Origin of the sequence: Pseudomonas fluorescens (assembly GCF_900636825.1) — a bacterium.
Taxonomy (GTDB): Bacteria; Pseudomonadota; Gammaproteobacteria; order Pseudomonadales; family Pseudomonadaceae; genus Aquipseudomonas; species Aquipseudomonas fluorescens_BG.
This window is the reverse complement of record NZ_LR134318.1, coordinates 1330304-1352061: the sequence shown is the minus strand read 5'-3', so window position 1 is coordinate 1352061 and position 21758 is coordinate 1330304. Positions and strand designations below refer to the sequence as shown.

Here is a 21758-nt window from a genome sequence, read left to right as displayed (position 1 = left end):
AGATCAACCAGTTCTACAGCAATTACCGAGTAAGCAGAGACCTGATCGAATTGAGGAACCTTGCTCAGGTAGCGGAACTGATGATCCGGTCTGCCATGGAACGCAAGGAATCTCGGGGCCTGCACTACACTTTGGACTACCCGGAGATGCTGCCAGAGGCGAAGGATACGATCCTCACACCGACCTTTTGAGGCACGTTAGGAGCCTTCAGGTTAGCGAGGAGAGACCCCGTTTTGCAACAGGTTTGTCCCACCTTTGTCCCACCTTTGTTCCACCTTTGTCCCAGTCCTCGGCTCATTCGTCCGGGGTCTCCAGGGAGGGGCATACGGGGGAAAGCCTGGGAAGACATTGTGTGGAATGGGGTCTCAGATTTTTCTGTCAGTTTTTCATCAAGGGTCTTTGAGGTGTCCGTATAGCCAACGGCACGCGTTGACGCACCATAAGGCCATATGCACAGCCACACAGACCCAGTAAAGGGCCTGCAAGCGGTCCATGAGGTCACCTATGATTTCAGGGAGTGGTGGAAGCTGAAGTTTGTAAGGCCGTAATGCTTGGCAACCTCAAGGATGCCCTCATAGGAGTCAGGCCAGCCTCCACGGCTTGAGTCGTTGGTGGCTCCCGACTGAAGCAGGGCAAAACAAACAGCCGCATATGGGGTCAGATGATCGACTGACACCTTCGTGACCACTCGTTTATTGTTGTAAGTGAAACACAGCGTGAAGCTCATGGCTGACCTTACGTTGGAGTGTTTAGCGGCTGAGCATAGCAACTTCACGCTCTAAGCGGGGACCTATTGAGGCCTAAACCAATGGCTCGCTCAAGGGACAGGTTGCCCTTGGCTACAGCAGCCCTCAGCCCCTTTTGGGTGTTCTTGTGGGGAGCTTTGAGAGCCCTCCAGTCACAGCGATCATTGAAGGCGGACCGCTCAAGGATTGCAGCACTATGGTCATTGCCCATGTTGCGCATCTTGTCGGCCACCAGTAAGGCGACCTCAGGCATCTCAAGGATCGCCTCGAAGGCGTCATAGACCATTGCCTCGAACTCATCTGAGACCCATCCGGCATATGCCAGAGTGGCCCGCTTGGTGGCCTGAGTCACGGAGCCTGCTCGCCCCTTGTTTAACGAACCGATATTTCCGGTTTGTTCCAAGGTCTTGGCCTTCTTGGTGTCTACCCACTTACCCGGTTGTTTGCCTTTGGGTAGCTTCAGGGTCCGCCAGATGTCAGTCAGGTCCCACATACCCGAGTCATTAGCCTTGAAAGGTTTACCCTCAATGATGATTACGTGGGCCGCGTGCTTGTGTTTGATATCGATCATGTTCATGTTTTCCTTTTGTTTGCTCTCTGAGTTCGCTCCCACAGACCAGCACACAGGCCCCATGACGGGCTCTGATCGATGGCACAGAGAGCAAACAGAAAGACTGTGTTTGATGAATGCCCAGCGACGGGCGTTAACCGGTCCAGATTTGGACTCGTTGATTGATGGAATCCAGCGAGGCCCCCTCAGACTTGAGGGGACCCTTTAGGCCCTACTTGCGGGTCCCTCAAGGCGCATCCGAAAGGACGATCTGCTTGATGAGAGGCAAGGCCACTGGGGTGGTCTCCCAGTCAGAACCGTTTACCTTCACCTCGACCATAGCGGTAGCCATTACGTCTACCACTGCGCTGACCTCCAGCTCCCAGCTCAGCGAGGCACTATTGCGGCTCAGCTCAATGCGCCACACGTCGCCTTCACGGTTCTCACGAAAGGACAACAGAGCGAACGCTTTGGGTGCCAAGAAGATGCCTCGATCTGGTCCGCTGTAGACCTGCACACGAGTGCCCACCAATTCGTCGATGTCCTCCAAGCCTGCCCTTTGGGCGGCACGATTAAGAACAGGGCGAAGACTCACGGGAATCAGAACGCCAAACTCTGAGATGTCACGGCCCCAGTAGGTGTCCAGGTGGGTGGCGATGAGGTCAAGGAAGTCCTCAGCCTGGGCAGCCGGTGTGCCAGTGAGTGGCCCAACGTAGACCTTAGAGACCGAGGGTTGGCTCTCCAGGCTCTCAGCGATCTTACCAGCCATGGTCAGCTCAAGGTCATTTAGGACCTTATTGGCGGTCTGCTCCATGCTCCGCTCAGTGAAACCAAACTGGACGGTGTGGTCGAGGATAGAGATTCGAGCCGACACCAACACGCCGACCTCAGGGGCCTCCATGGACACAAGCGAGCCTGCCAGAGCTACACCCTTGGTCACTGTGCGACCATCGTAGGTCTGCCGGGGATCGAAGGTCACTGACCGATCAGCCATCAGGGCAACTTGGGGGCACGTTGGGATTGAACCATAAGGGCGCACTTCGGACGGGAAAGCATTGTTCATGTCCTCCCGCCACTCTTCGCCATTCAGGTGCTCATCGGCGGCTTCCTGCATTGCCAAGGCGTAGACTGCTGGGTCGCTTGCAGCCACCTCTTCGGCCCGAATGTCCGAACTGTGGAATGTCGCTTGGGTAAGCCCGAGGGACTTCACGGATTGGGTGTAGACCCGCTCAGGGGTCTTGTATTGAAAAGGCTTCATTGCTTGTAACTCCTAAAGGTTATGAATGGGTGTGGTTGCTATCAGCGGCCAAGCTGGGCACGGAGACGCTCACCGCGCTCACGGATGGCTTGAGCCTGACGCGCACGCTCGGCCTTCTTCTCTGCGATTTCCTGTGGGGTCGGCACACGGCACCGCTCAGCGTTGGCCTTAGCCTCAGCAATCTGACGAGCTTCAAGTGCTGCCTTCTCGGCCATATGCTCTCGATAACTACGAGCGGCCTCAGGGGATGCACTCAGGGACAGACCAGCAGCGGCAAATACTTGAGCAACCTGAAGGATTCCCGAGTAGTTCTTGCCGTGTGCTGCCACCAATAGGGGCAACAACAAAGTCTCGACATACTCTCGGGCCATTGGCTGACCGTTCACGGTGGCCTTAGAGGGAGTTACAGCGGTGATGTTGATGTTCATTTGGGTATATTTCTCCGACCTACCCATAGAGCAACTTTCAGTCCGCACGTAGAGCGCACGACAAGACACGGAGAAGACGGACGATACGCCTACCCTGAAAGTTGCTCTATGGATTCTTGATTTCTATTAAGTGCCCTTGGTTAGTGCGGCTAACGCTGTGAGGACAACCGGTGTAATTACTTCGCGTTCATCTTGAATAACAGTGGCACGCTCAGGGCGTCCCGAAGTGAGACACCAGCAGCTCCAAGGGACGCTATCAGCTTGGGCAGCAGTGGCGACCTATGGTGGTCAATGAGGTACTGCTCCTCCCGGCTCCACTCACGGTGGGGCTTATAGGAAGACCTCAGGTCAATTAGCAGGTGCAACTTAGCGGGCACGTCGATGGCCTCACGGAGAGACCCTATAATCGCCAAGTGCTCCTCTGAGGCATCAGGTCTCGGGACTATCTTTTTGGTCATGTATACAGGCTCCTTTTGTTTGCTCTTTGAGCTACCTCGAAGTTCCCAGGTTCGTGGTCTGACAAGACCCGTCCTAACCTTAAGACACCAAGAGAGAAACTTAAAGTTAATCACTAAGACCCAAAGATAAACCTAAAGATTTAATTACTTGTTTACACAAGATAATTAATGATCTCCAAGAGAACCTCTTAGTTAATCTTTAAGTTCTTTAAGCCCCCCCTGTTCTCGTGGTCAGTTCGAGCGCCCCCAGTTCTCGAAAAGGCCCAAAGTGAACACCAGGTCACATTGAGCGAACACCACGATACGCCTGTCTGCCTTAGGCTCGGGCTCATAGCTCCCGATTGTCCTCCCGTTGCCCACCTTGGCATGACCCCGAGGGGCAGCGACTGGCGATAGACAAGAAGGCGACCCAGAGACACAGGCAATGGGTCAGCAGTGACCAGCCCAAAGGACTGGCAGTAGGTGGGCAGAAGGTGCCACTTGGTTTAACCAAGCGGGCTTATCCTCCTGTCCCCCTTATAGTGAGGGTTTTTAATTCAGGCCTCACCTCACACGCACACACTCGGGGTCCCATCCTTGGGTTCCCCTTATAGTGAGGGTTTTTGGAAGCCCGCGATGATCTCCTTGAGACTGAGGACCTCACTGGTCAGCTCAGAGATTGCCGAGTGGAGCTGTGCGAACTCCCCCGCGAACTGCTGGGCTTCCTTAGTTTCGCTTTCGTGGATGTTGTAGGTGCCAGTCTTGCGGATCGAAGGGAGAACCTCCTCAGTGACCCACTTGCGGAATGGTTCAGAGGCTGGGGCGTGACCCCGAAGGAGCATCTGATAGGTCTCAGCCTCAGTGAAAAGCGTGGTGGTGATGCGGTACTTCTTCCCTCCCTGGTCGAGTGGTAGTTCACAAGTGGCGTTTTCCGCCACCAGTGCCTCAAGAAGCTGCATCCCCGCACCCCGATAGCGCCGAGCCTTATTCACTGCGCCCTTAGAGTCCACCGGGAGACTAATACTATCTGGCAGTATTAGTGTCTCCAAAGCCCCGCCAGAACCGTGGTTGCGGCGTGCCACGTTGATAGCTACAGCCGGGTTCTTCAACCCAGCAGCCTTAGCGACCTGCGTAGCGATAAACAGAAGTCTATGTTCAGGATGCCCAATTAGGACATCCAGTTCGATGCCCATAAAGTTCTGCTTAACGAATTTCATCGTCATTACAGTGCGACCTCCACGCGCCCCACTATGTCCGATTGCTCGGTATGCCCCACCAGTGCCCTTGGAGAAAGTCCACAAGTAGCCCGTCGAGTGTCGATACTGAGCCGAAGCCTATCAACTTCTTCTTGCATCATCTCATCGCGTATCGCCAAGGCCTCCAAGTCCTCAATTAGAGACATAGCGTGCATTGTCATGAATCGCTGTAGGTGCCCTGGCGGTATATAAACACCGTGGCCGAATTGAGGCCCTTTGTCAGGCAGACGGCATAGCCGGAAAGGTAGACCCAAGCGAAGCGCGACCAGTGGATTGTTAGTGATGGTCACTTTGCTCATTGTGCGGCCTCCATCTTGAAGGCTGCCCTCAATGCCTCAGCCATCCGCCCCACCTCTACGGCACTCCCGGCCCCATAAAGGTCGTAACTGATCGACCCCGAGGAATGCCCCAAGATCGACTCGGCGGTGCCCACAGGGACCTCAGCGGCCTTCAAGGCTCCCGCGAGAGAGTGACGCAGTGAGTGGAAGGTTTGTGTTCTATCAGTCTTGAGGCCCAGGACTTCCCTAAGGGTCCCATTGAGCACCCCGGAGAACTGCCCAGCGCCCAACGTGAACAACCGAGAGTCGGCCTTTGCGACAAACTCAAGGAACGCTTGAAGATCAAACCCATAGGCCCCATCGGTCAACGGAATGACCCTCACTGAGCTATTGGTCTTAACTGACTTCCCATCGTTCCTGTTTATGTCGATGACCCAAGTGCGGTTCGCACCACTGACACCTGGGACCTCCTTGATGTCCGCCTTGGTCAACTGCCTGATTTCCTCGATGCGAGCCCCAGTGATGACCCCAAGGGACAACGCCCAGCGCTGCCATGCGTCTACTGGAAGGGTCTTCGCGTGATCCATCAGGGCTTTCACCTGATCCCGAGAGAACGGCTCACGAGAGCTATCGGCTCCCTTAGTTGGCTTCAAGCCCTTATCAAGGCTCTTTTCGAGATAGCCATTGTTCACAGCCCAGTCCATTACAGTCGAGAATCTGGTGAGCAGCTTCTTCACCGTCGAAGCTTTGCGGTCCTCCAAGAGTTTATCCCTCAGATTCCTCATGTCCTCCCTTGTGTGGGTCCTCAAGTTCAGGTCCCCAAGGATCGAACCGATAGCCTCACACGAGGACTTCACGTCCCTCATGGTGCTGGCCTGAATGCTGTCTTTGCGCTCGTCCATGTAGAGCCCCGAGAGGGTCTTGAAGGTCATCGGTGTGCTGAGCGCCACTGGTGTGGACGGCAATACAGATAGGGGCAGATATGGGGCCATTGACGTGCCACAAGACTCACCCTTCAGCTCTCTTATGATCTCTACCAGCTTCTGAGGTCTGCCCTTCAAACGCTCCTGAGCAGCCTCAAGGACCTCCACGTACTTACCGGCAGCCCTTTGTTGGTCAACGGTCAACGGTTCTTTAGCCGAGGCCTCACGTAAGGACAACCGAAGCTCGTCATAGATCATCTCATAGGCCACCAAGGAGTCGTCTCCGTGGGCCATCGTAAGGCACTCCTCAGCGATGGTAATCAGGCGCTCTTTAAGCTCCCTCCAGGAGGCCTTTGGGTTATCCAAGTGGAAAAGAGAGAGGGTCTTGAGGATGTCCTTCGAGATTTGCATTGCGGTGGCCTTATCGGTGGTCCTAAGCGATAACGTAAAGAAGCCTTGAGTGGCGCCTTGCGGGCGAAGGCGAAGGTAATAGCGGCCAGACCGACGATAGTGGTACGGCTTGGCAAGGGCGGTTTGTAACAGGTTTGTCCCATTTTGGGGACTCTTGAGGACGCTCATCGGCTGAAACCCCTGTATCCATTGGGTTTAGCCTCATTGGGTCGAGTTCTACAGCAACTTTCACTCCAGCCGCTGGCTCAAGCGGCAGTTCGTGATCCGCATGAATCACAAGCTCAGCGATCAAGCACTGGAACAGATGCAGGAAGCGTTCGCCGACTTGTGCCTGAGTGACCGCTTTCATCAACACGCCTACAGCGGCGAGGAACACGACGAAGCGCAATACAGCCATCTGGCGCGACTTGCCTTCGCCTTCAACGCCCGCACTCACGGACGCTTGAGAGAGTTGATCGATTACATCAACCTGCCGCAAAACTGGGCCGACTCGCCGCCGCAGCAAGCAATCCAGCGTTCTCGCGAACCGTCAAAGATGATTTGAATGCAAAAAAAACGGCCCGCTATTTTCATAGCGGGCCGTTATTTTAATCATCCACCCCTCTGCCGCTGAACAAGCGGTTGATCATCTCCATCGAGAACCCTCGATAAGCGAGGAATCGACCTTGCTTGGCCCGTTCCTTGGCATCTATCGGCAAATGTCCGGCAAATTTTCGTTGCCAGGTTTCGCGAAGCTGCTCCTGCCAATTGATACCGCTTTCGCGCAAGGCAAGTTCGATATCGGGGCGTTGCAAACCGCGCTGGCTGAGCTCTTCACGAATCCGCAACGGGCCGTAACCGGAACGCGCACGATAGGAAACAAAGCTTTCAAGGTAGCGGGCTTCGGAAAGCAGGCCCTCTTCCGTCAAACGGTCGAGAGCTGTTTCGATCATCTCTGCCTCAGCGCCGCGCTGACGCAATTTACGCGTCAGCTCGACTCGACCATGCTCGCGGCGCGCGAGCAGGTCCATCGCGGTTCGCCGCACAGCGACGAGGGTATCGAGTACGGCGGTGGTCATCGCTGCAATCAGATATCAGCGTCGGCCAGATCGTCTTCGGTCTCTTTGACTGCAGAAGCCTTGGAGTCGATCACTGCTGGTGTCAACAGCTTGTCACGCAGTTGCTTCTCGAGCTTCGCGGCGATTTCCGGGTTATCTGCCAGGAACTTGGCCGAGTTGGCCTTGCCCTGACCGATTTTGGTGCCTTCATAGGCATACCAGGCGCCGGACTTCTCGACGAAACCGTGCAACACACCCAGGTCGATCATCTCGCCATTGAGGTAAATGCCTTTGCCGTAAAGAATCTGGAACTCGGCCTGACGGAACGGCGAAGCCACTTTGTTCTTCACAACCTTGACGCGGGTTTCGCTGCCGACAACTTCGTCGCCTTCCTTCACCGCGCCGGTACGGCGGATGTCGAGACGAACCGAAGCGTAGAACTTCAGCGCGTTACCACCGGTGGTGGTTTCCGGGCTACCGAACATCACGCCGATCTTCATACGGATCTGGTTGATGAAGATCACCAGGCAGTTCGCGTTCTTGATGTTACCGGTGATCTTGCGCAGCGCCTGGGACATCAGACGGGCTTGCAGGCCCACGTGCATGTCACCCATTTCGCCTTCGATTTCAGCCTTCGGAACCAGTGCTGCCACGGAGTCGACGATGATTACGTCAACGGCGTTGGAGCGCACCAGCATGTCGGTGATTTCCAGAGCCTGTTCACCGGTGTCCGGCTGGGACACCAGCAGGTCATCGACGTTGACGCCCAGCTTGCCGGCGTATTCTGGATCGAGGGCGTGCTCGGCGTCGACGAATGCGCAGGTCGCACCGGCTTTTTGCGCCTGAGCGATCACGGACAAGGTCAGTGTGGTTTTACCGGAGGATTCAGGACCGTAGATTTCAACAATACGGCCTTTTGGCAGACCGCCGATGCCGAGTGCGATGTCCAGACCCAGAGAGCCAGTGGAAATGGCCGGGATCGCCTGACGATCCTGATCGCCCATACGCATTACGGCACCCTTGCCGAATTGACGTTCGATCTGACCCAGGGCCGCAGCCAAGGCTTTCTTCTTGTTGTCGTCCATTAAAGTCCTCACGTAATCAATAAGGCCTGACGGCCAACACCTGTATAAGTAGACAGTATTATTCCACAGCGCTCGAAGATCGCCTACCCCTGATTTTCGATTTCTCGTGCCGCTAGTCGCGCAAGCCCCTCTAGCGCGGCCTTCACCGTTTGTCGGCGAACCTCATCGCGGTTACCCGGGAAGTGCTGAACCTCGCTGTAAACAGCATCGCCCACGGCCCAGGCCAGCCACACCGTACCCACCGGTTTGTTCGGCGTGCCACCGTCAGGCCCGGCGACGCCGCTGACCGCCACGGCAAAATGCGCCAGGCTTTGCTGCTGCGCACCGCGGACCATCGCCTCGACCACCTCGCGACTGACCGCCCCCACCGTCTCGAACAGATCGCCCGGCACATTCAACTGTCGGGTTTTCTGCCGATTGGAGTACGTCACGTAGCCCGCCTCGAACCAGGCCGAACTGCCCGGAATTCGCGTGATCGCTTCGGCAATCCCGCCGCCGGTGCAAGACTCGGCGGTGGTCACGTGGGCATTGAGCACTTGCAGACGTCGGCCCAAATCAGCGGCCAGTTGGGTGGTCTCTTTCACGGCGAGCTCCGAAGCATGTGGAATGCCTCCACCGTACACGAGCCGGTCGCGCTTTCAATACACCGACTCATTCAAAATGTTGGGGCGCGAGCGCTCTGACATACGCCTGACAGGCCTGCAAAGCGATCAATCCACGATCGCCGGCGGCGGTGATGGCGATAATTCGTTGAGCATGCGCCGGGTCAAGTCGGGCGCGTACGGTTGCAGGATCCACGCGGCCGGCGCCGGCGGCGGGTGGCACGTTGCAGCCTGGGGCAATCTCGCTGGTGTCGAGAAGGACTGACAGGCGCACATCAGCAGTGGCAAGGCGATCGCGCAGGCGATCCTGATCACGTTGGGCATCGCTCAATGCTCGGTAATGGCTTTGTTCACTGGTCGCGAGCCGTTGCGCCAGCGCCAGACGTTTATCCTGTTCAACCCGTTGCGCGGTGGCAGCGGAGAGAGTCAGTTGATTGAGCGTTTCGGCGTTGAACCGCGCCTGCTCGGCCAATTGTTGCCCGTAGCGCCAGCCCTGAAACTGCCAGGCCGCGGCAAACGCCCCCAGCGCCAACAACGAGATTCCGATCACGCGCCAGGGGATTGGCATAGCACCGCCCTCGCCCGCGCCCAGATTTCCAGACGATCCTGTAAACCGTTCAACCCGCCGTTGATGCGACGGGTGATGGTGTTGAACTGATCACGGTCGGCCAGTTCATTCAAGCCGTTCTGCTCCCAGAACCACGCAGCGGACTCCGCCGCCCATTGCGGTTGTTCGAGCAGTTCGGGCAAGGTCAACAGGCGTTCGTCACCAAACAGGCCAACGCTGCATTGGCGATAATTGCTACGGCCAGTGATTTGTATCAGTCCACGTCCGCGGTACCTTTGCCCGTCGCCGTCAGCCTCCGGAGTGTTGCCCAGACGCAAGGCCAGCGTACCGGTGTCGTATTTGCTCAGATATTGGTTGTTCCCCAGTTCCCGCACATAGCGCAGTTGGCCGGATTCATGGCCAATTTGCGCCAGAAACGCAGCCATGCGTTTGGGCGTGTCGATGCGGCGCCGAGTCATGGCGGCGTTGAGCGCAGAAACAAAAACGCCCGCTTGGGAGCGGGCGTTGGGCATGATGTCGATAAGGTTGTTTTCAGTTATTTGCATGATGCTTGATCCTCCCTGGATACGCTCCGATTGAAGCACGGCTGACGATTGATGCGGGCCAGCCATTTCTTTCCAGGATTTTCAAAAGACTGTGAGGGGCCATCCTCTCGGGCGCTGTGAAAACCCTGCTGAAGTGACCAAAGTCGCGTGCGCGCTTCGCAAGAAATAGCTGAATCAATCTTTGCCTTCGGCCTTGGGATCGAGGCAGGCGGCATCAATCACGCAGCGATAACTGTTTTCGCGATTGCCATTGGCAGTGACTTTTTCGATCGACCAGCGCCCACGCATGAAGTCCGGCCAGGTGTCGTCGAGCAACAACAATCCTTCGGCGGTCAGTAGCGGATTACCCGGACAGGTGATTTTCACCTTGAATTTCTTGCGCAACATCTTGCGCACTTCGCCCTCGCCGACCGCGATGGCGTCGGCTTCGTTGGGCTGCTGCTGGCGGATGACCTTGTGCGGTGCCACGCCGGTTTCAATCCAGCGCACCACAGCCGCCGCCGCATCCCAGAAACAGGTCTTGCAGCCTTGGGTCTGTTCGCGGGCGCCTTCTTCCAGGGTGGCGCTGATAAAGGCGTGATCCCCGGGACGATTATCGTGGGTGACCGACAACGTTACATCCGTCAGTTTCTGGCCCGAGATTGATTTGATCTGACCGGGCCGGGCCAGCACATACGCATCGCCATAGGGTTTGGCGACCAGGTTGTATTTCCTGGCCAGCCGCGTCAGAAAGCCCATGTCGGTTTCATTGGACTGGTCGACGTGGGCAATCTTGATCAACGACACGTCCGCTGCGACACGCGACGAAAAGCCGTGCGCCGACACCAGTTTGCTAAACAATTGACCGAGCGTCGTGGGCCCGTGACTGGCGGTCCGGCGCTGCTTGAAGCCGGTTTCGTCATCCTTGCTGAATGGCGCTGCCGTGGCCACCAAAGTCAGGCGAAACGGAAACAGCGTCGGCGTCAGGCGAGTGACTTTGAACTGCCCCTTGTCGACCATCTCGTCCATTTCCTGGTAACCCACCAACAGGCCAATTTTTCCGCCGAGATTTGGCAGCCCTTCGAGGCCTTCCAGATCAATGGTCAGGGTCAGTTGATCCGACTCGATACCAGCGGCATCGATGTGCTCCCAACTGATCAGACGCTTGTTGAGCAGATCCGCGTTTGCGCCATAAATCTGCACGAGCGGGGTAAAACCCAGTGCCATACAACCTCCTTAATCCCAGGCCGTGAGCGTTTTGATCGCGGCGGGTTGCGCGTCAAATTCGGGAAGCACCACCCAGATGCCTGCGGGCAGAACCGCGCCGTGCTCGGCCAGGGTCGGGTTAAGTTTCCACAGCGCTTCTTCGGCGGCGTCATCGCTGCGCCCGGTTTCGCGGTAGAGCAGCAGATTCACCGAATCACCAGCCACGCTTCGTACCTTACGCATTGTTGAACTCCGCCAATTCGATGACCCAATCGACCACCATCGCCGTGCCGTCATCGATGATCTGGGTCTGGGTTTCCTGAACGTTGCTGATTCGCCACAGCCCCCAATTGCGACCGATGCCGTCAATCAGCGGCAGCGGAATACGCAGCGCCTGCAAGGCACGCAATTCATCGAGCCGATCCATGGCGACGGCGTACATCGATTTGCCGGTGATGGTCAGGGTTTCCGTTTTCTGTCCGGTTTGACTGGATTTGGGCTTGCTGGTGAGGATCGGCAATTCCATCCAGCCGCCATCGGTTTTGCGCAACAACTGGTGGTACGCAAAACTTCGTGAGAGGCCGAAGATGAAACTGCCCAATGCCATTTGTTGTTTCATCAGGCGACTCCATCGGTGAGGGCTGCATCGCGGCGGGTGGCGAGGGCGTTGTTGGTCAACAGCGGCAGGAACTGACCGTGGAATTGCCCGCTGAGTTGCTGGCCGATGATCGTACGAATCTGTTCGGCAGTATCCGGTGCCGGGCAGGTGACCTGAATCAACGGCGAGAAGGTGACTTGCTGCGACTGGTTCTGGTTTGGCGCGTTGACGAGGTTCTTGGCGACATCACCCGGCGGGGCCAATTTGTCGGCAGGAGGATCAGCCAGTTTTTCACCCAGAAACGAACCAATGGCGCCACCCACGACACCACCAATGGCGGTCCCGATCCCAGGAAGGAAAAGCGACCCGACGACGGCACCGATGGCAGTCCCCGCGAGTTCACCTGTGGCTCCGGCAACCGCCTGATTATCGCCTTCGCGCCAGCCCTTCAGACCCTTGTAAGCGGCATGAGCGACCGTCAGTGGCACGGCAAATCTGGCTAACGGTGCCGCCCGCGCCAGCAACGGCGTAACTTTCGAGCCTGCGTTCTTGATCATCGGTCCGACATTGGAGGCAGCCCCTTTGATAGCAGGCATGACCTTGGTTGCGGCGCTGCGCAATCGTGCGCCCAGGCCTGACCGTACAGCGCTTGTGCGGGGCTGCACGGCCTTGGACGGTGGTTTGGATTTTTTCGCACGTCCGGAGCGTTTCTTGTTGCGCCTATCATCGCCATCGTCGTCGTTGATTGCGTCGCGTATCCCTGGCGGCAGTCGCGCAGTTGCCAGACGCAACAGTCTGGAGGTGACAGCGTCGAGTACCGAAGTCACGCCGGATTTCAATGCACCACCCACAAACGGCATTGCCGCTGCGCCAAATAACACCAGCCCTGCCGTAAGCGCGGGGAAGGTCTCGGCCGCCGCACTGACGCCATTGGCCAATGCAGTAAGCGCCACCGCCATACCGTCAGTCACTGGAGCCAGTGCGTTACCGACCGCTGTGGAAAGCCGATTGAGACTCGCATCCAGTGCATTCCAGCGTCCCTGAGATGTGTTGCCGTACGCCTCGGCAGTTTCGGTTGCCGAACCTGCACCCGCCCCCCGCACCGATGTCGCATAACGAGTCTTGTCACCCACCAGCCTGAACGCTGTTTGAACGTCCTGAGGCTTCTTCAACAGATCGAGGATTGCAGCGTTATCGCCGAACAATGTCTTGGTCAGTGAAGCTTGTTTGTCATCCGGTTGTTGTTTGAGTTGTTCAAGTACCAGCTTGATCGTTTCGGGAGCATCGTCACTGAGACCGCGCGCGAGCGACTCGGGATTAAGCCCGATCTCCGCCCATGCTCCACGTTGCGCCGACGATGCCGATTCGCCTTTGCCCAACACGCTGGCCAGAGTTTTCAGTGCAGCGCCAGCATCAGCCTTGCCAGCCCCGCTATTGAGGAACGCTGCGGCCAGCGCCGCGATGTGCTCGGGCTTGAGCCCCGCCGCTTTTGCATCTTCGCCAGTGCTTTGAACCACTGAACCGATGTCTGCGGCTTTGGCGTTCAGCCCACTGTTGCCAAGATAATTGGTTACGTCAGCAAGATCCTGACCTTGCAAGCGATTGAGCTTCAGCGAAGTGCGCCAGCTCGCCAGCATTTCACCGGCGTCCTTGACGTCAATCTTGAACGCCGACGCATTGGTTGCGGCATCGCTGGCGAAACCTTGTAGTTCATCCGTCCTTTGCTCACCCTTCAAACCATCGCCGATGCCGGATCGGGCCGCAGCCAGTTGCACTTGCAGCAAATCCGCGCCCGTTGCACCACTCGGCGCAATCCGTTTCTCGCTGGCGATTTCCAGGTTCTTTTCCGAAAGCGCCTGAAGCGATGTCTTATTCAGCTGCAATACCTGATCAAGCTCCACCAGCGCGGTCTCATTTGCCATCGCCGACTGCAGTTTTTTCGGTGGCTGACGCTGCTCGATTTCTGCCTTGAGCTTTGACTTCGGCTCACTATTGGCAGCCGGTGTCGCTGCCACGACCTTGAACAAAGAATGCTGACTGACCAACTGTTCGCGCAGCTTGATCTGTTCCTGAGTCAGCAGACGAATGTCCACGCTTGCCAGGGACAGCGTCACGTTCAGGTCCTGCAGCGATTTGCCCAGGCTATCCGGCAACGCGTCCGCCGCGCTTCCACTCAGATCAGCGTGAGCCGGCGCATATTTACTCTCTGCCATTGCCGCTCTACTCCTGTTTTACGCCAAGGCGAGTGATCGCTATGTCGTAGCGGCGCAACGCCTTTTCGGCGTCCCATTCCAGAATTTCCGCTTCACTTACCGGGTAAATGAGCGGGACGATATCGAGGATTACTTCGATGTCGCGTTCCGAAAGTAGGCCGCCGGCTGGTTTAAAAAATCGTCTATGCGCACCTGCAGTTGCGTCCAGTCCGGGACGGTCATCAGGGCCAGATCGGGGATCATCAGGCCGGTGCAATGGGCGGTGATGAATTCGGCGCGTTCCTTGGCCGTTTTCAATTTCTTCATCACTTTGGTGGCGCGCAGCACGGGCATTTCCAGGCTCAGCGATGTCACGGTGCGGCCGCTCACGGCGAGCGGTTGCAGCAGTTGCACCTGATCGGGATCGGCGGATTTTTCCGCGTCTTCGACCTGATCGAGAAAATGCGAGGACGGTTGAGTCGACATCTCATGCACGTACTGGGCGATGCTCACGTAGTCCGGACGTTTGAGCTGGTCGAGTTCCTTGACCGACAGGCCGGTGGCGAGCAGCGCCAGCTCGAAGAACTGGTCATCTTCGTCATCACCGGCGCGTTCCAGCGCTTCTTTTTGTGCGGCGTAGAACAGCGGTTTGAGCTGCAGGGTTTCGATTTGCGAACCGTCATCGCCGGTGATCGGCGACAGCAGCTCGTGCAGGGGAGGTGTCCATGACATGGATGAATTCCTGAAAGTTTTGTCCAGATCCACTGTGGGAGCGAGCCTGCTCGCGAAGGCTTCGGCACATTCGACATTCATGTGACTGAACGACCGCTTTCGCGAGCAAGCTCGCTCCCACAGGGTTTTGTGATTGCTGGTAAACCGCGGTTTACGGCATCAACACCGCACGCCGGGCATCACCGAGGATGTCGACGCCGTTGAGCACGAACTTCTGGGTGCGTACGTCGATGTCGATCACCGGCACGCCGTTTTCCAGACGGTTGTAGGTGCGGCAGGACAGCTCCAGCGTGGTCTTGGGTTTCTCACCCATTTTCAGCACGGCTTCCTCCAGGGATTTCAATTTGCCGCCCACAGTGTGATAAGTGAACCAGGTGTTGCCGTCCTGATCCTGACCGGCTTCCCGCACGTTCAGCAGGATGTCGTCACCCAGCTTCACGCCCAGCGCCAGCATCACTTCGGCGCCGACGCCCTGGACAATCAACTTGGCATTGAGCGCTTTGGCGCTTTTCGCCATTTCTTCAACGATGAAACGTCCGCCGGTCATGCTCTCCATATCGAAATCGATTTTCGGCGGGGTGAATTCTTCAACGGTCGCCGACAACGGCAGGCCTTGCAGAGTGGCCGCGATGGCCTGTCTTACGCGGTTGGTAAACATTAGAGAACGTCCTCCAGGAACTGCTCGATGATTTCATCGCGGGCGTTGAGTTGATAAACCATGTGTTCATTCGGCGCGTAGCGGCCGTAATCGATGACCACGTACCAGGTGCCGTTCTTGTATTTCTCGACGCTGTTGAGTTCCGGGTGCAGATAAACGCTGCCGCCGGGAATGGTTTCGTCGGCAACCAAAGTCTGCAGCCAGTCGTTGATGCGCTTGACCTCTTGATCCATGAACGACTTGGTGAGGTTCTTGGCCATGGCTTTCTGGCCGGCCTTGACCAGCTTGCGGCTGATTGCATCTTCGAGGCCGACGTAGCTGATGAACTTGCCGGTAACCGAGCGGTTACCCAGCAGCGAGAAGCCGCCGAGCACGGTGCGGGCGTAGTAGCTGACGCCGTAGCGGTTGAGCAGATCGCCTTCGGTGGAAGTGTCGAGAATGTTGTATTCAACGACCCGCGAAACGTCTTCGGCATAGGTCACCTGGTTGCCCGGGCTTTCCCACTGTTTGACCTTGGCCAGCGCGGCAATCGCCAGACTGGACGGCGACAGAAAGACGTTTTTCTTCGCGGCTTTCGAATACACGGCCGGCATGTTGTGCACCACCAGGCAACGGTCGAAACCGAGCTCAGCGCCACCGAGTTCCTGGCTGTACAGCACCTGATCGGCCACCGAGACATCCTTGCCGTCGAGCACCACACGGGCCTTGATGCGTTTGCCGAACGAGGCGAACTCGCCGGCCACGGCTTTGCTGCCGGTAAAGCCCGGCGCGCCGATGATGGTCAGGTCTTCAGGGACACTGCCCAGCGCCGCCAGACCGAGCTTGCGCCCGGTCGCCGGCTCGACACCGCCGATCACATTGTTGACCGTATCGGCCGGGGTCGCGCCCGCTTCGACGATCACCACGTACACCGGCACTTTCACCACTTTGAGAATCTGGTAGACCGCGTGGTACAGCGTGCCCTCTTCCGACCCGGTCGGATCGAGCAACGCATGGGTGGTGAAGCTGTTGATGCGGAACGGTGCGTTACGCGGAATCAGCGGATCGGCGTTCGGCGCGGTGCCGATCAAACCGATGACATTGTCACCCAGGCCGCCCATGGCCTCGGGGGACTCGGTGGCATTGACGGTAATGCCGTTGTGCTCGAAGTTCAAAACCTCAGCCATGTTCAGTCAGCCTTCTTGGCAGCGGCCGTTTTGGCCTGGGTGGATTGGGTGTTCAGTTCCAGTCGACCGGCGAAGTGCAGCGCACTGGCCTCGACGTCGAGCAGATCGAGTTCTTGGCCGATGCTCGACCAATGCCCACCGCCGGTGGGGAATGGGACGAGCACGGTGTAGGTTTGGCGGTTTGCCATTTTTCGTTTCTCCATAAACGGAAAAGCCCCTCGTGGGGAGGGGCTTGGTGGGTGTTGAATGTTGTGGGGCGGGCAAGAAAACGCCCCGGGGTTCGGGGCGTTTAGTTCAAGGATTGTGCTGAGGGTTTCACCCAAGGAAACTCTTGCTGAATTTCCTTGAATCGTTTTATGCCCGCCGTGCGAACGGTTTCCCAACCGGGTTCGTCCATAACCTGCATGCGCTGGGCTTCAGCGAATAGCCGGTCGGATCCGGTAATGGGGTCGGCGTACGCACGACGCCTCAGAGCTTCAATTTCCTCAGCGGAATATTCGACGGGTTGTAATTCGGGAAGCGCATGCTTGGTAATGGCGCCGTCATCCGCCAATTTCCATACGCCATCAAGTTCCTGAGTAATGCGCATCCACAGGCGTTCATTAACCTCGACAGCACCTTCTGGAATATCGTTTAGCCCGCGAATAAGGCGCGATTCAAGAACACCTTGGGAGTCAAATGTCACGTATTTCATTTTTTCCACCATCAATGCCCAATCGAAAGCCAATAGAAATTGGTCGCTGTTTGCACAGGAGATCCTGAAACCCCCGAACTCACTCCGACTGCCGTAAATCCGTTTTTGCCATTCAACGGAATCAACTCAATAACATCCGCTGCAGCCGATGTGCTGACCCCTGAGGTCTGCACGCAGAGACACGCATTTGGATAGCTCAGTGAAAATGGGACCGTCGTTAACGTAGCGGGAATTGAAGCGTAACCCCACTGGATAATAAAACTCCCTAGCCAAGATGGAAAAACCACATAGCCATTGGCAGCCTTGAGAATCTGAAAGCCCAAGCGCAACTTTTTCGGCGTGACGATCGTCGCGTCATCGGTGCCTGAGTCTGTAAGGGCTTGGGTGGCAACTTTCGCTGTGCCTTGATTGCTTTCAGAGGCTTGTTGCGCCAATGCAGAGAGCCCGCCGATATCAATGTTTCCCTGATTGATCGGCGCGTTCCAGGCCTTGATACACCACATCACCGCCAAGTTGCGCGGACGGACAGTTTTCCAATACGAGCCTGTGAAGCTGCCGACTGTTGCGCCTGTGGTTGTGTAGTAAATATCGCCTTTGAAATCCGGTGCGGGGTCAGCGTCGATTGCATTCGAGTTGCCAATCCCCTGAACGGCTGGAGCGTCTCCATTATCGCCCTGAGTTTTTGTACCAGCCTGATAGCTACCTATGTTTCGTCCCGGATCTGTTCCACGCGCATGATCCCAACCACGGAGAAACTCGCCGCGTGAATCTGGCAAACGGAAATTTCCCGCGCCCTCATCACCCTTGACGTAGGTAGCGCCCAAGTAAGATGCCAGATCCGGATAGGTTGCGGAGCTTTGCACGCTGCCATCCAGTTCCAGAAATCCGGGAGGCACGATTCCCGTAGGGAAGGCCATAACAGCACCTACGGGTACTGCAGAGCCAAGACGTGAAACCTCTTTAACGAGTGCCGCTACGTCAATGTTTCCTTGGTTGATCGGGGCATTCCAAGCTTTGATGCACCACATGACGGTGACGTTACGTGGGCGGTTTTCTGCCGATGTCCGGGCTTGTCGCGCGTTGTCAAAATCTATGGAAGTGTAGGCGTCGGCCGCAGCATTAACACCCTTCGACACGCCGGATTTCGTCCCACCGTATACACCGTTGAGTATTTGACCCATACCAGTAGAGTCTGCTGCAGATATCGCACCAGTGAGACGCTGCATTGCATCGAGTTGAGCCGTACCAAGCTGGCGACCGGCATCCACCCCCCGCCCATGATCCCAACCCCGCAAAAACTCCCCGCGAGTCTCCGGCAACCGGAAATTTCCAGCCCCCTCATCACCCTTATTAAACTTACCGCCCAGATAAGCGCTCAAGTCCGGGTAAGTCGCGCTGCTCTTGACGCTGTTATCCAGCTCCAGAAAACCCGGCGGCGGCGTATCAACCGGGAACGCCACAATCGATCCCACCGGCAACGCCGACGCCTTGGCAATCAACGCCTCAACTTCAGCCTTGGTGTACGAATCCTTGATTCCAAATCCTGCGAGCGTCTCGGGATTTGCCCCGGCAGTCGCCCGGCCATATTCATCAACCGTCAGACTCTTGTAAGTCCCGGCAGCAATCCCGGTCCGCCCCGCGAGCATCTTGAACGTCAGTGCCGTGGTGCCAAGGGTGATCGGCGCATTGGTAGTCAGGTGCCACAACGAATCTCCATTCGCCACGCCCTCCTCGACCATTACTGTCAGGCCGGGCGTTACCTTGGCGCTGCTGTTGGCATCGGTCGCCCGCAGCCATTCGCCATTGGCGACGATCCACAGGCCGTTGTCCTTGGCCAGGGTCTGGCTCGGCAGCAGCACACGATCGCCAGCAACCACGGCGACACCGTCGATTTGCTGCGCACCGTTCAGTACGACATTGCCAGTCGCCGCAACGCGTACCGAGTGCTTGCCATCGAGTTTGCCGAGTTCTTCGGCGAGATAACTCATGACCCAGGCACGAGTAGCCTTGACCACGGTGTCATCAATCAACAACGTCACCAGCGACGCATTACTTGTCTCGAAAATCGAGCGAATGTAGAACTCTTTGCCCGAGCCCGAAGTGGCCAGAACCGGTTTGAACGATTCCGGATATTTGACGATGGCGTAGAGCACGCCGGTGTCGGTCCACAGCCCCGCTTCGCGCACATACCAGCCGCCGACGTCCGGCGGAATAGTCACTTCCGCGAGCAGCCAGCTCGGATTTTTCTCGTCTTGGAACAGCGCGTTGAGCGGTCCGCGCCAGACTTCGCGTTTCAGCGCGGTGGCGGTGGCCGCTGGGTTGTAGACCGCGCCGCCGCCATCGCCGACGGAAATCTGCGTCAGCTTGATCGGCGTGCCCGCGGCTTTGCACGCCGTTTCGTAGGCAATCCCTGCGTTGGTGAGCAGGGTGTAATAGTCAGCCATTCAGGCCCCCTGAGGATAAATAGTGGATGTTTCGACGGTGTACAGCGCCGCCGCGATGAACGCTTCGCCCGAGGTTTCGAGCCCTTCGATAACGATCGGATAAACCGTGGTCAGCTCCCCGCAGAACGTCGCGGCGCCGATCACGTGATTGCCGAACGCACTGAGCCCCACCGAGACCGACAGCACATCCCGTTCGCTTTTGGCATCGGCCAGGCGTCGATCAAGACGGGCATCGATGGTTTCGCTGTAGGGTTGTTCGCTGAAGGCGCGCACGGAAAAACTGTAGGGCGCGCCGGGCGGTGTCTGTTCATACCAGGCGCGGATTTCCGGACGCAGTTGCAAACCCTTGGCGGCGTTTTCCAGCGCCGTGCGAGTGCCGGCTTGCCGCGCAGTGGGCCAAGCGAGTTCGACGGTCAGACGTTTTTCTGCTTGCGGTGCATCGGTGCTCCATTCGGCGACCCCACGATCCGCTGCCAGATACGGCAGAAAAGCCACCGGCGTTTCGCTGGGGTTCATCAGTTCGGGAAACGGCGGTGCGATGCGATCGAGCAAGGCGCCGAAGCCCAGATCCAGACCGCGCTCGAGGGCCGAGCTGTTGGCGGGCAACAGCGTCGGGCGCTGAGTTTTTTCACTCATAGGGTCAGCACCTCGACTTCCACCGCCGTGCAGTACGGCGCCTGGAAAGCAGTGGTGATGATCGGCGCCAGCGGCTCGAGAATCTGTAGTTGGACGGCGCCGGCGTTGTGCAGCGTGAAGTCGATCCAGCTCGGATCAACCCGACCTTCGAGGCGGTGACAGCTGTCGGCGTAGGCCTGCAACTGCGCTTGCGCCGCGACTTTGGTCAGGCCCGAATCGGGGCCGGAATTGATTTTGGCCACGACGCGAATCTGGTAGCGCTGAATATCGGCAGACTTGACGGTGACGAGGTCAGTTTCCGGTCGCACGTCGGCGCGGGCAAAGTGCTGACGCACATCCTCGAGCAGGGCTTCGGACGCTGTGCCGTCGCCTTCTCGCGACAGCACCGTAACCTGCACTTCGCCGGGAGCGGTGCGTCGACCGTTGCCATCCTTGACCTGAGCAGCGAGACCGTCCGGGTTGAAGGTGTAGGTCACCGTCACCACCCCGGCATCGCTGGATTCGACGTTCACCGCTGGCCGCTCGCCGAGGGTGAACACTTCCCGGCGATACTGCATCCGCGACCCCGCTGCCGGTGCATGCGGCGCCAGGTAATAACGCAAACGGGCGTCATCGTCGCTTTCATAAATCGCCGGCACCGGCGTGAATGCTGCGGGGTCACCGGGATCCAGCAACTGCCGCTCAAGGCCCATGTCCGCCAGCCGCGCATCAAGATTGCTGCCGGTGGCCCACCACGCCAGCATCTGCTTGATGCGCGCATTGTATTTGCGTTCGTGGATTTGCAGACGCACGCAGAACGCTTGCAAAGCGAGCGTCAGCAGTTCGCTTTCGTTTTCCAGGCTGGTTTTGAGTTTTGCTGCACTGTCCGGCGAGCGCGCAGCGACGTATTCGACGACGAACGCCTTGAACTCGGCGAGCAGATCCTCAAAGGCCTCGACCTTGATCAGCGAAGGTTCGGCCAGTTGATTCTGACCGGGGATCAACATGCTCATGTCACGACCTCGAAGGTTTGTTGGCGGTTTTTCCAGATGCCGGCGAAGCGCAGCAACAAACCGGCGCCCTGCCGACTGGCGACGATGACTTGCGGCTGAAAATCGCTGATGCCGTTCTGCGCGTTGTAGAACGCTTGCGCCGCGTGGCTCTGCGCCAAAAGCAGGACGTCATCACCGAGGTTTTGCCCCAGCAGCGAGGGGATCAGCGATCCGTACAAGGGCCGTTTTTGCCGGGTGCCCAGCGGCGTGGTCAGGGCTCGGGTCGCGCGCTGCACAAACTGCAGCCAGTCGTCGACCGTGGCCCCGCTGTCTCTATCGATTCCGATCATGGTTAGCT

General features: G+C 57.6%; 24 protein-coding genes and 2 pseudogenes. 2 read left to right on the top strand and 24 right to left on the bottom strand.

Annotation, left to right across the window (positions count from 1 at the left end; all coding sequences use genetic code 11):
- Positions 1-2: 2 nt before the first annotated feature.
- Positions 3-191, top strand: a pseudogene (locus EL257_RS28355) (L-aspartate oxidase); the annotation flags it as partial.
- 580 nt (positions 192-771) lie between these two features.
- Here the strand turns inward: EL257_RS28355 and EL257_RS06115 are convergent.
- From EL257_RS06115 to EL257_RS06090, 6 genes are all read right to left on the bottom strand, one after another.
- Positions 772-1317, bottom strand: a complete 546-nt coding sequence (locus EL257_RS06115) for a hypothetical protein (RefSeq protein WP_082422076.1) — start codon at positions 1315-1317, stop codon at positions 772-774.
- Positions 1318-1543: 226 nt separating this feature from the next.
- On the bottom strand, positions 1544-2554 hold the full coding sequence (locus EL257_RS06110; RefSeq protein WP_060519990.1) for a hypothetical protein: 1011 nt from the start codon (positions 2552-2554) through the stop codon (positions 1544-1546).
- A 41-nt stretch (positions 2555-2595) separates the two neighbouring features.
- Positions 2596-2982: a hypothetical protein gene (locus tag EL257_RS06105; RefSeq protein WP_060520003.1), complete on the bottom strand. Its 387-nt coding sequence runs from the start codon at positions 2980-2982 to the stop codon at positions 2596-2598.
- Between the two features lie 176 nt (positions 2983-3158).
- Positions 3159-3440 carry a hypothetical protein gene (locus EL257_RS06100; RefSeq protein ID WP_060519988.1) on the bottom strand — a complete coding sequence of 94 codons (282 nt, stop codon included), beginning with the start codon at positions 3438-3440 and terminating at the stop codon, positions 3159-3161.
- A 587-nt stretch (positions 3441-4027) separates the two neighbouring features.
- Positions 4028-4642: a Bro-N domain-containing protein gene (locus EL257_RS06095; RefSeq protein ID WP_126360729.1), complete on the bottom strand. Its 615-nt coding sequence runs from the start codon at positions 4640-4642 to the stop codon at positions 4028-4030.
- A gap of 328 nt (positions 4643-4970) precedes the next feature.
- Positions 4971-6455: a tyrosine-type recombinase/integrase gene (locus tag EL257_RS06090; protein WP_126360727.1), complete on the bottom strand. Its 1485-nt coding sequence runs from the start codon at positions 6453-6455 to the stop codon at positions 4971-4973.
- 43 nt (positions 6456-6498) lie between these two features.
- Between EL257_RS06090 and EL257_RS06085 the strand changes: the two are divergent.
- A pseudogene (locus EL257_RS06085) lies at positions 6499-6831 on the top strand (cytochrome D ubiquinol oxidase subunit II); the annotation flags it as partial.
- Between the two features lie 43 nt (positions 6832-6874).
- Here the strand turns inward: EL257_RS06085 and recX are convergent.
- The 18 genes from recX to EL257_RS05995 form a co-directional block, all read right to left on the bottom strand.
- On the bottom strand, positions 6875-7345 hold the full coding sequence (gene recX, locus EL257_RS06080) for a recombination regulator RecX (RefSeq protein WP_126360725.1): 471 nt from the start codon (positions 7343-7345) through the stop codon (positions 6875-6877).
- 8 nt (positions 7346-7353) lie between these two features.
- The gene (gene recA / locus EL257_RS06075) at positions 7354-8409 is read right to left on the bottom strand and encodes a recombinase RecA (RefSeq protein WP_007908746.1); all 1056 of its coding nucleotides are present in this window, start codon (positions 8407-8409) and stop codon (positions 7354-7356) included.
- A gap of 83 nt (positions 8410-8492) precedes the next feature.
- The gene (locus tag EL257_RS06070) at positions 8493-8993 is read right to left on the bottom strand and encodes a CinA family protein (RefSeq protein WP_126360723.1); all 501 of its coding nucleotides are present in this window, start codon (positions 8991-8993) and stop codon (positions 8493-8495) included.
- A gap of 67 nt (positions 8994-9060) precedes the next feature.
- Positions 9061-9579, bottom strand: coding sequence for a lysis system i-spanin subunit Rz (locus EL257_RS06065; protein ID WP_126360721.1), 519 nt, complete (start codon positions 9577-9579; stop codon positions 9061-9063).
- Positions 9558-10124 (bottom strand): glycoside hydrolase family 19 protein, encoded by a 567-nt coding sequence (locus EL257_RS06060; RefSeq protein WP_126360719.1) that lies wholly within the window; start codon positions 10122-10124, stop codon positions 9558-9560. Before EL257_RS06060 ends, EL257_RS06065 begins: the two co-directional genes overlap by 22 nt.
- A gap of 174 nt (positions 10125-10298) precedes the next feature.
- Entirely contained in the window at positions 10299-11330 is a 1032-nt protein-coding gene (locus tag EL257_RS06055; protein WP_126360717.1) for a phage late control D family protein, read from the bottom strand.
- 9 nt (positions 11331-11339) lie between these two features.
- Positions 11340-11552, bottom strand: a complete 213-nt coding sequence (locus tag EL257_RS06050) for a tail protein X (RefSeq protein ID WP_126360715.1) — start codon at positions 11550-11552, stop codon at positions 11340-11342.
- Positions 11545-11928 carry a phage tail protein gene (locus tag EL257_RS06045; RefSeq protein ID WP_126360713.1) on the bottom strand — a complete coding sequence of 128 codons (384 nt, stop codon included), beginning with the start codon at positions 11926-11928 and terminating at the stop codon, positions 11545-11547. Before EL257_RS06045 ends, EL257_RS06050 begins: the two co-directional genes overlap by 8 nt.
- Positions 11928-14120 carry a phage tail tape measure protein gene (locus EL257_RS06040; protein ID WP_126360711.1) on the bottom strand — a complete coding sequence of 731 codons (2193 nt, stop codon included), beginning with the start codon at positions 14118-14120 and terminating at the stop codon, positions 11928-11930. The genes EL257_RS06045 and EL257_RS06040 overlap by 1 nt, the downstream gene beginning before the upstream one ends.
- A 129-nt stretch (positions 14121-14249) precedes the next feature.
- Positions 14250-14831, bottom strand: coding sequence for a phage tail assembly protein (locus tag EL257_RS06035; protein WP_126360709.1), 582 nt, complete (start codon positions 14829-14831; stop codon positions 14250-14252).
- Positions 14832-14982: 151 nt separating this feature from the next.
- The gene (locus tag EL257_RS06030; protein WP_126360707.1) at positions 14983-15489 is read right to left on the bottom strand and encodes a phage major tail tube protein; all 507 of its coding nucleotides are present in this window, start codon (positions 15487-15489) and stop codon (positions 14983-14985) included.
- On the bottom strand, positions 15489-16655 hold the full coding sequence (locus EL257_RS06025; RefSeq protein ID WP_126360705.1) for a phage tail protein: 1167 nt from the start codon (positions 16653-16655) through the stop codon (positions 15489-15491). The genes EL257_RS06030 and EL257_RS06025 overlap by 1 nt, the downstream gene beginning before the upstream one ends.
- A gap of 2 nt (positions 16656-16657) precedes the next feature.
- Complete coding sequence (locus EL257_RS06020; protein ID WP_126360702.1) at positions 16658-16843, bottom strand: hypothetical protein; 186 nt, start codon at positions 16841-16843, stop codon at positions 16658-16660.
- Positions 16844-16944: 101 nt separating this feature from the next.
- Positions 16945-17349, bottom strand: a complete 405-nt coding sequence (locus EL257_RS06015) for a hypothetical protein (RefSeq protein WP_126360701.1) — start codon at positions 17347-17349, stop codon at positions 16945-16947.
- Positions 17350-17360: 11 nt separating this feature from the next.
- Positions 17361-19793 carry a phage tail protein gene (locus EL257_RS06010; RefSeq protein WP_126360699.1) on the bottom strand — a complete coding sequence of 811 codons (2433 nt, stop codon included), beginning with the start codon at positions 19791-19793 and terminating at the stop codon, positions 17361-17363.
- Positions 19794-20429, bottom strand: coding sequence for a phage tail protein I (locus tag EL257_RS06005; protein WP_126360697.1), 636 nt, complete (start codon positions 20427-20429; stop codon positions 19794-19796).
- Positions 20426-21421 carry a baseplate J/gp47 family protein gene (locus tag EL257_RS06000; protein ID WP_126360695.1) on the bottom strand — a complete coding sequence of 332 codons (996 nt, stop codon included), beginning with the start codon at positions 21419-21421 and terminating at the stop codon, positions 20426-20428. The genes EL257_RS06005 and EL257_RS06000 overlap by 4 nt, the downstream gene beginning before the upstream one ends.
- On the bottom strand, positions 21418-21750 hold the full coding sequence (locus EL257_RS05995) for a phage baseplate protein (RefSeq protein ID WP_126360693.1): 333 nt from the start codon (positions 21748-21750) through the stop codon (positions 21418-21420). Before EL257_RS05995 ends, EL257_RS06000 begins: the two co-directional genes overlap by 4 nt.
- Between the last annotated feature and the right edge of the window lie 8 nt (positions 21751-21758).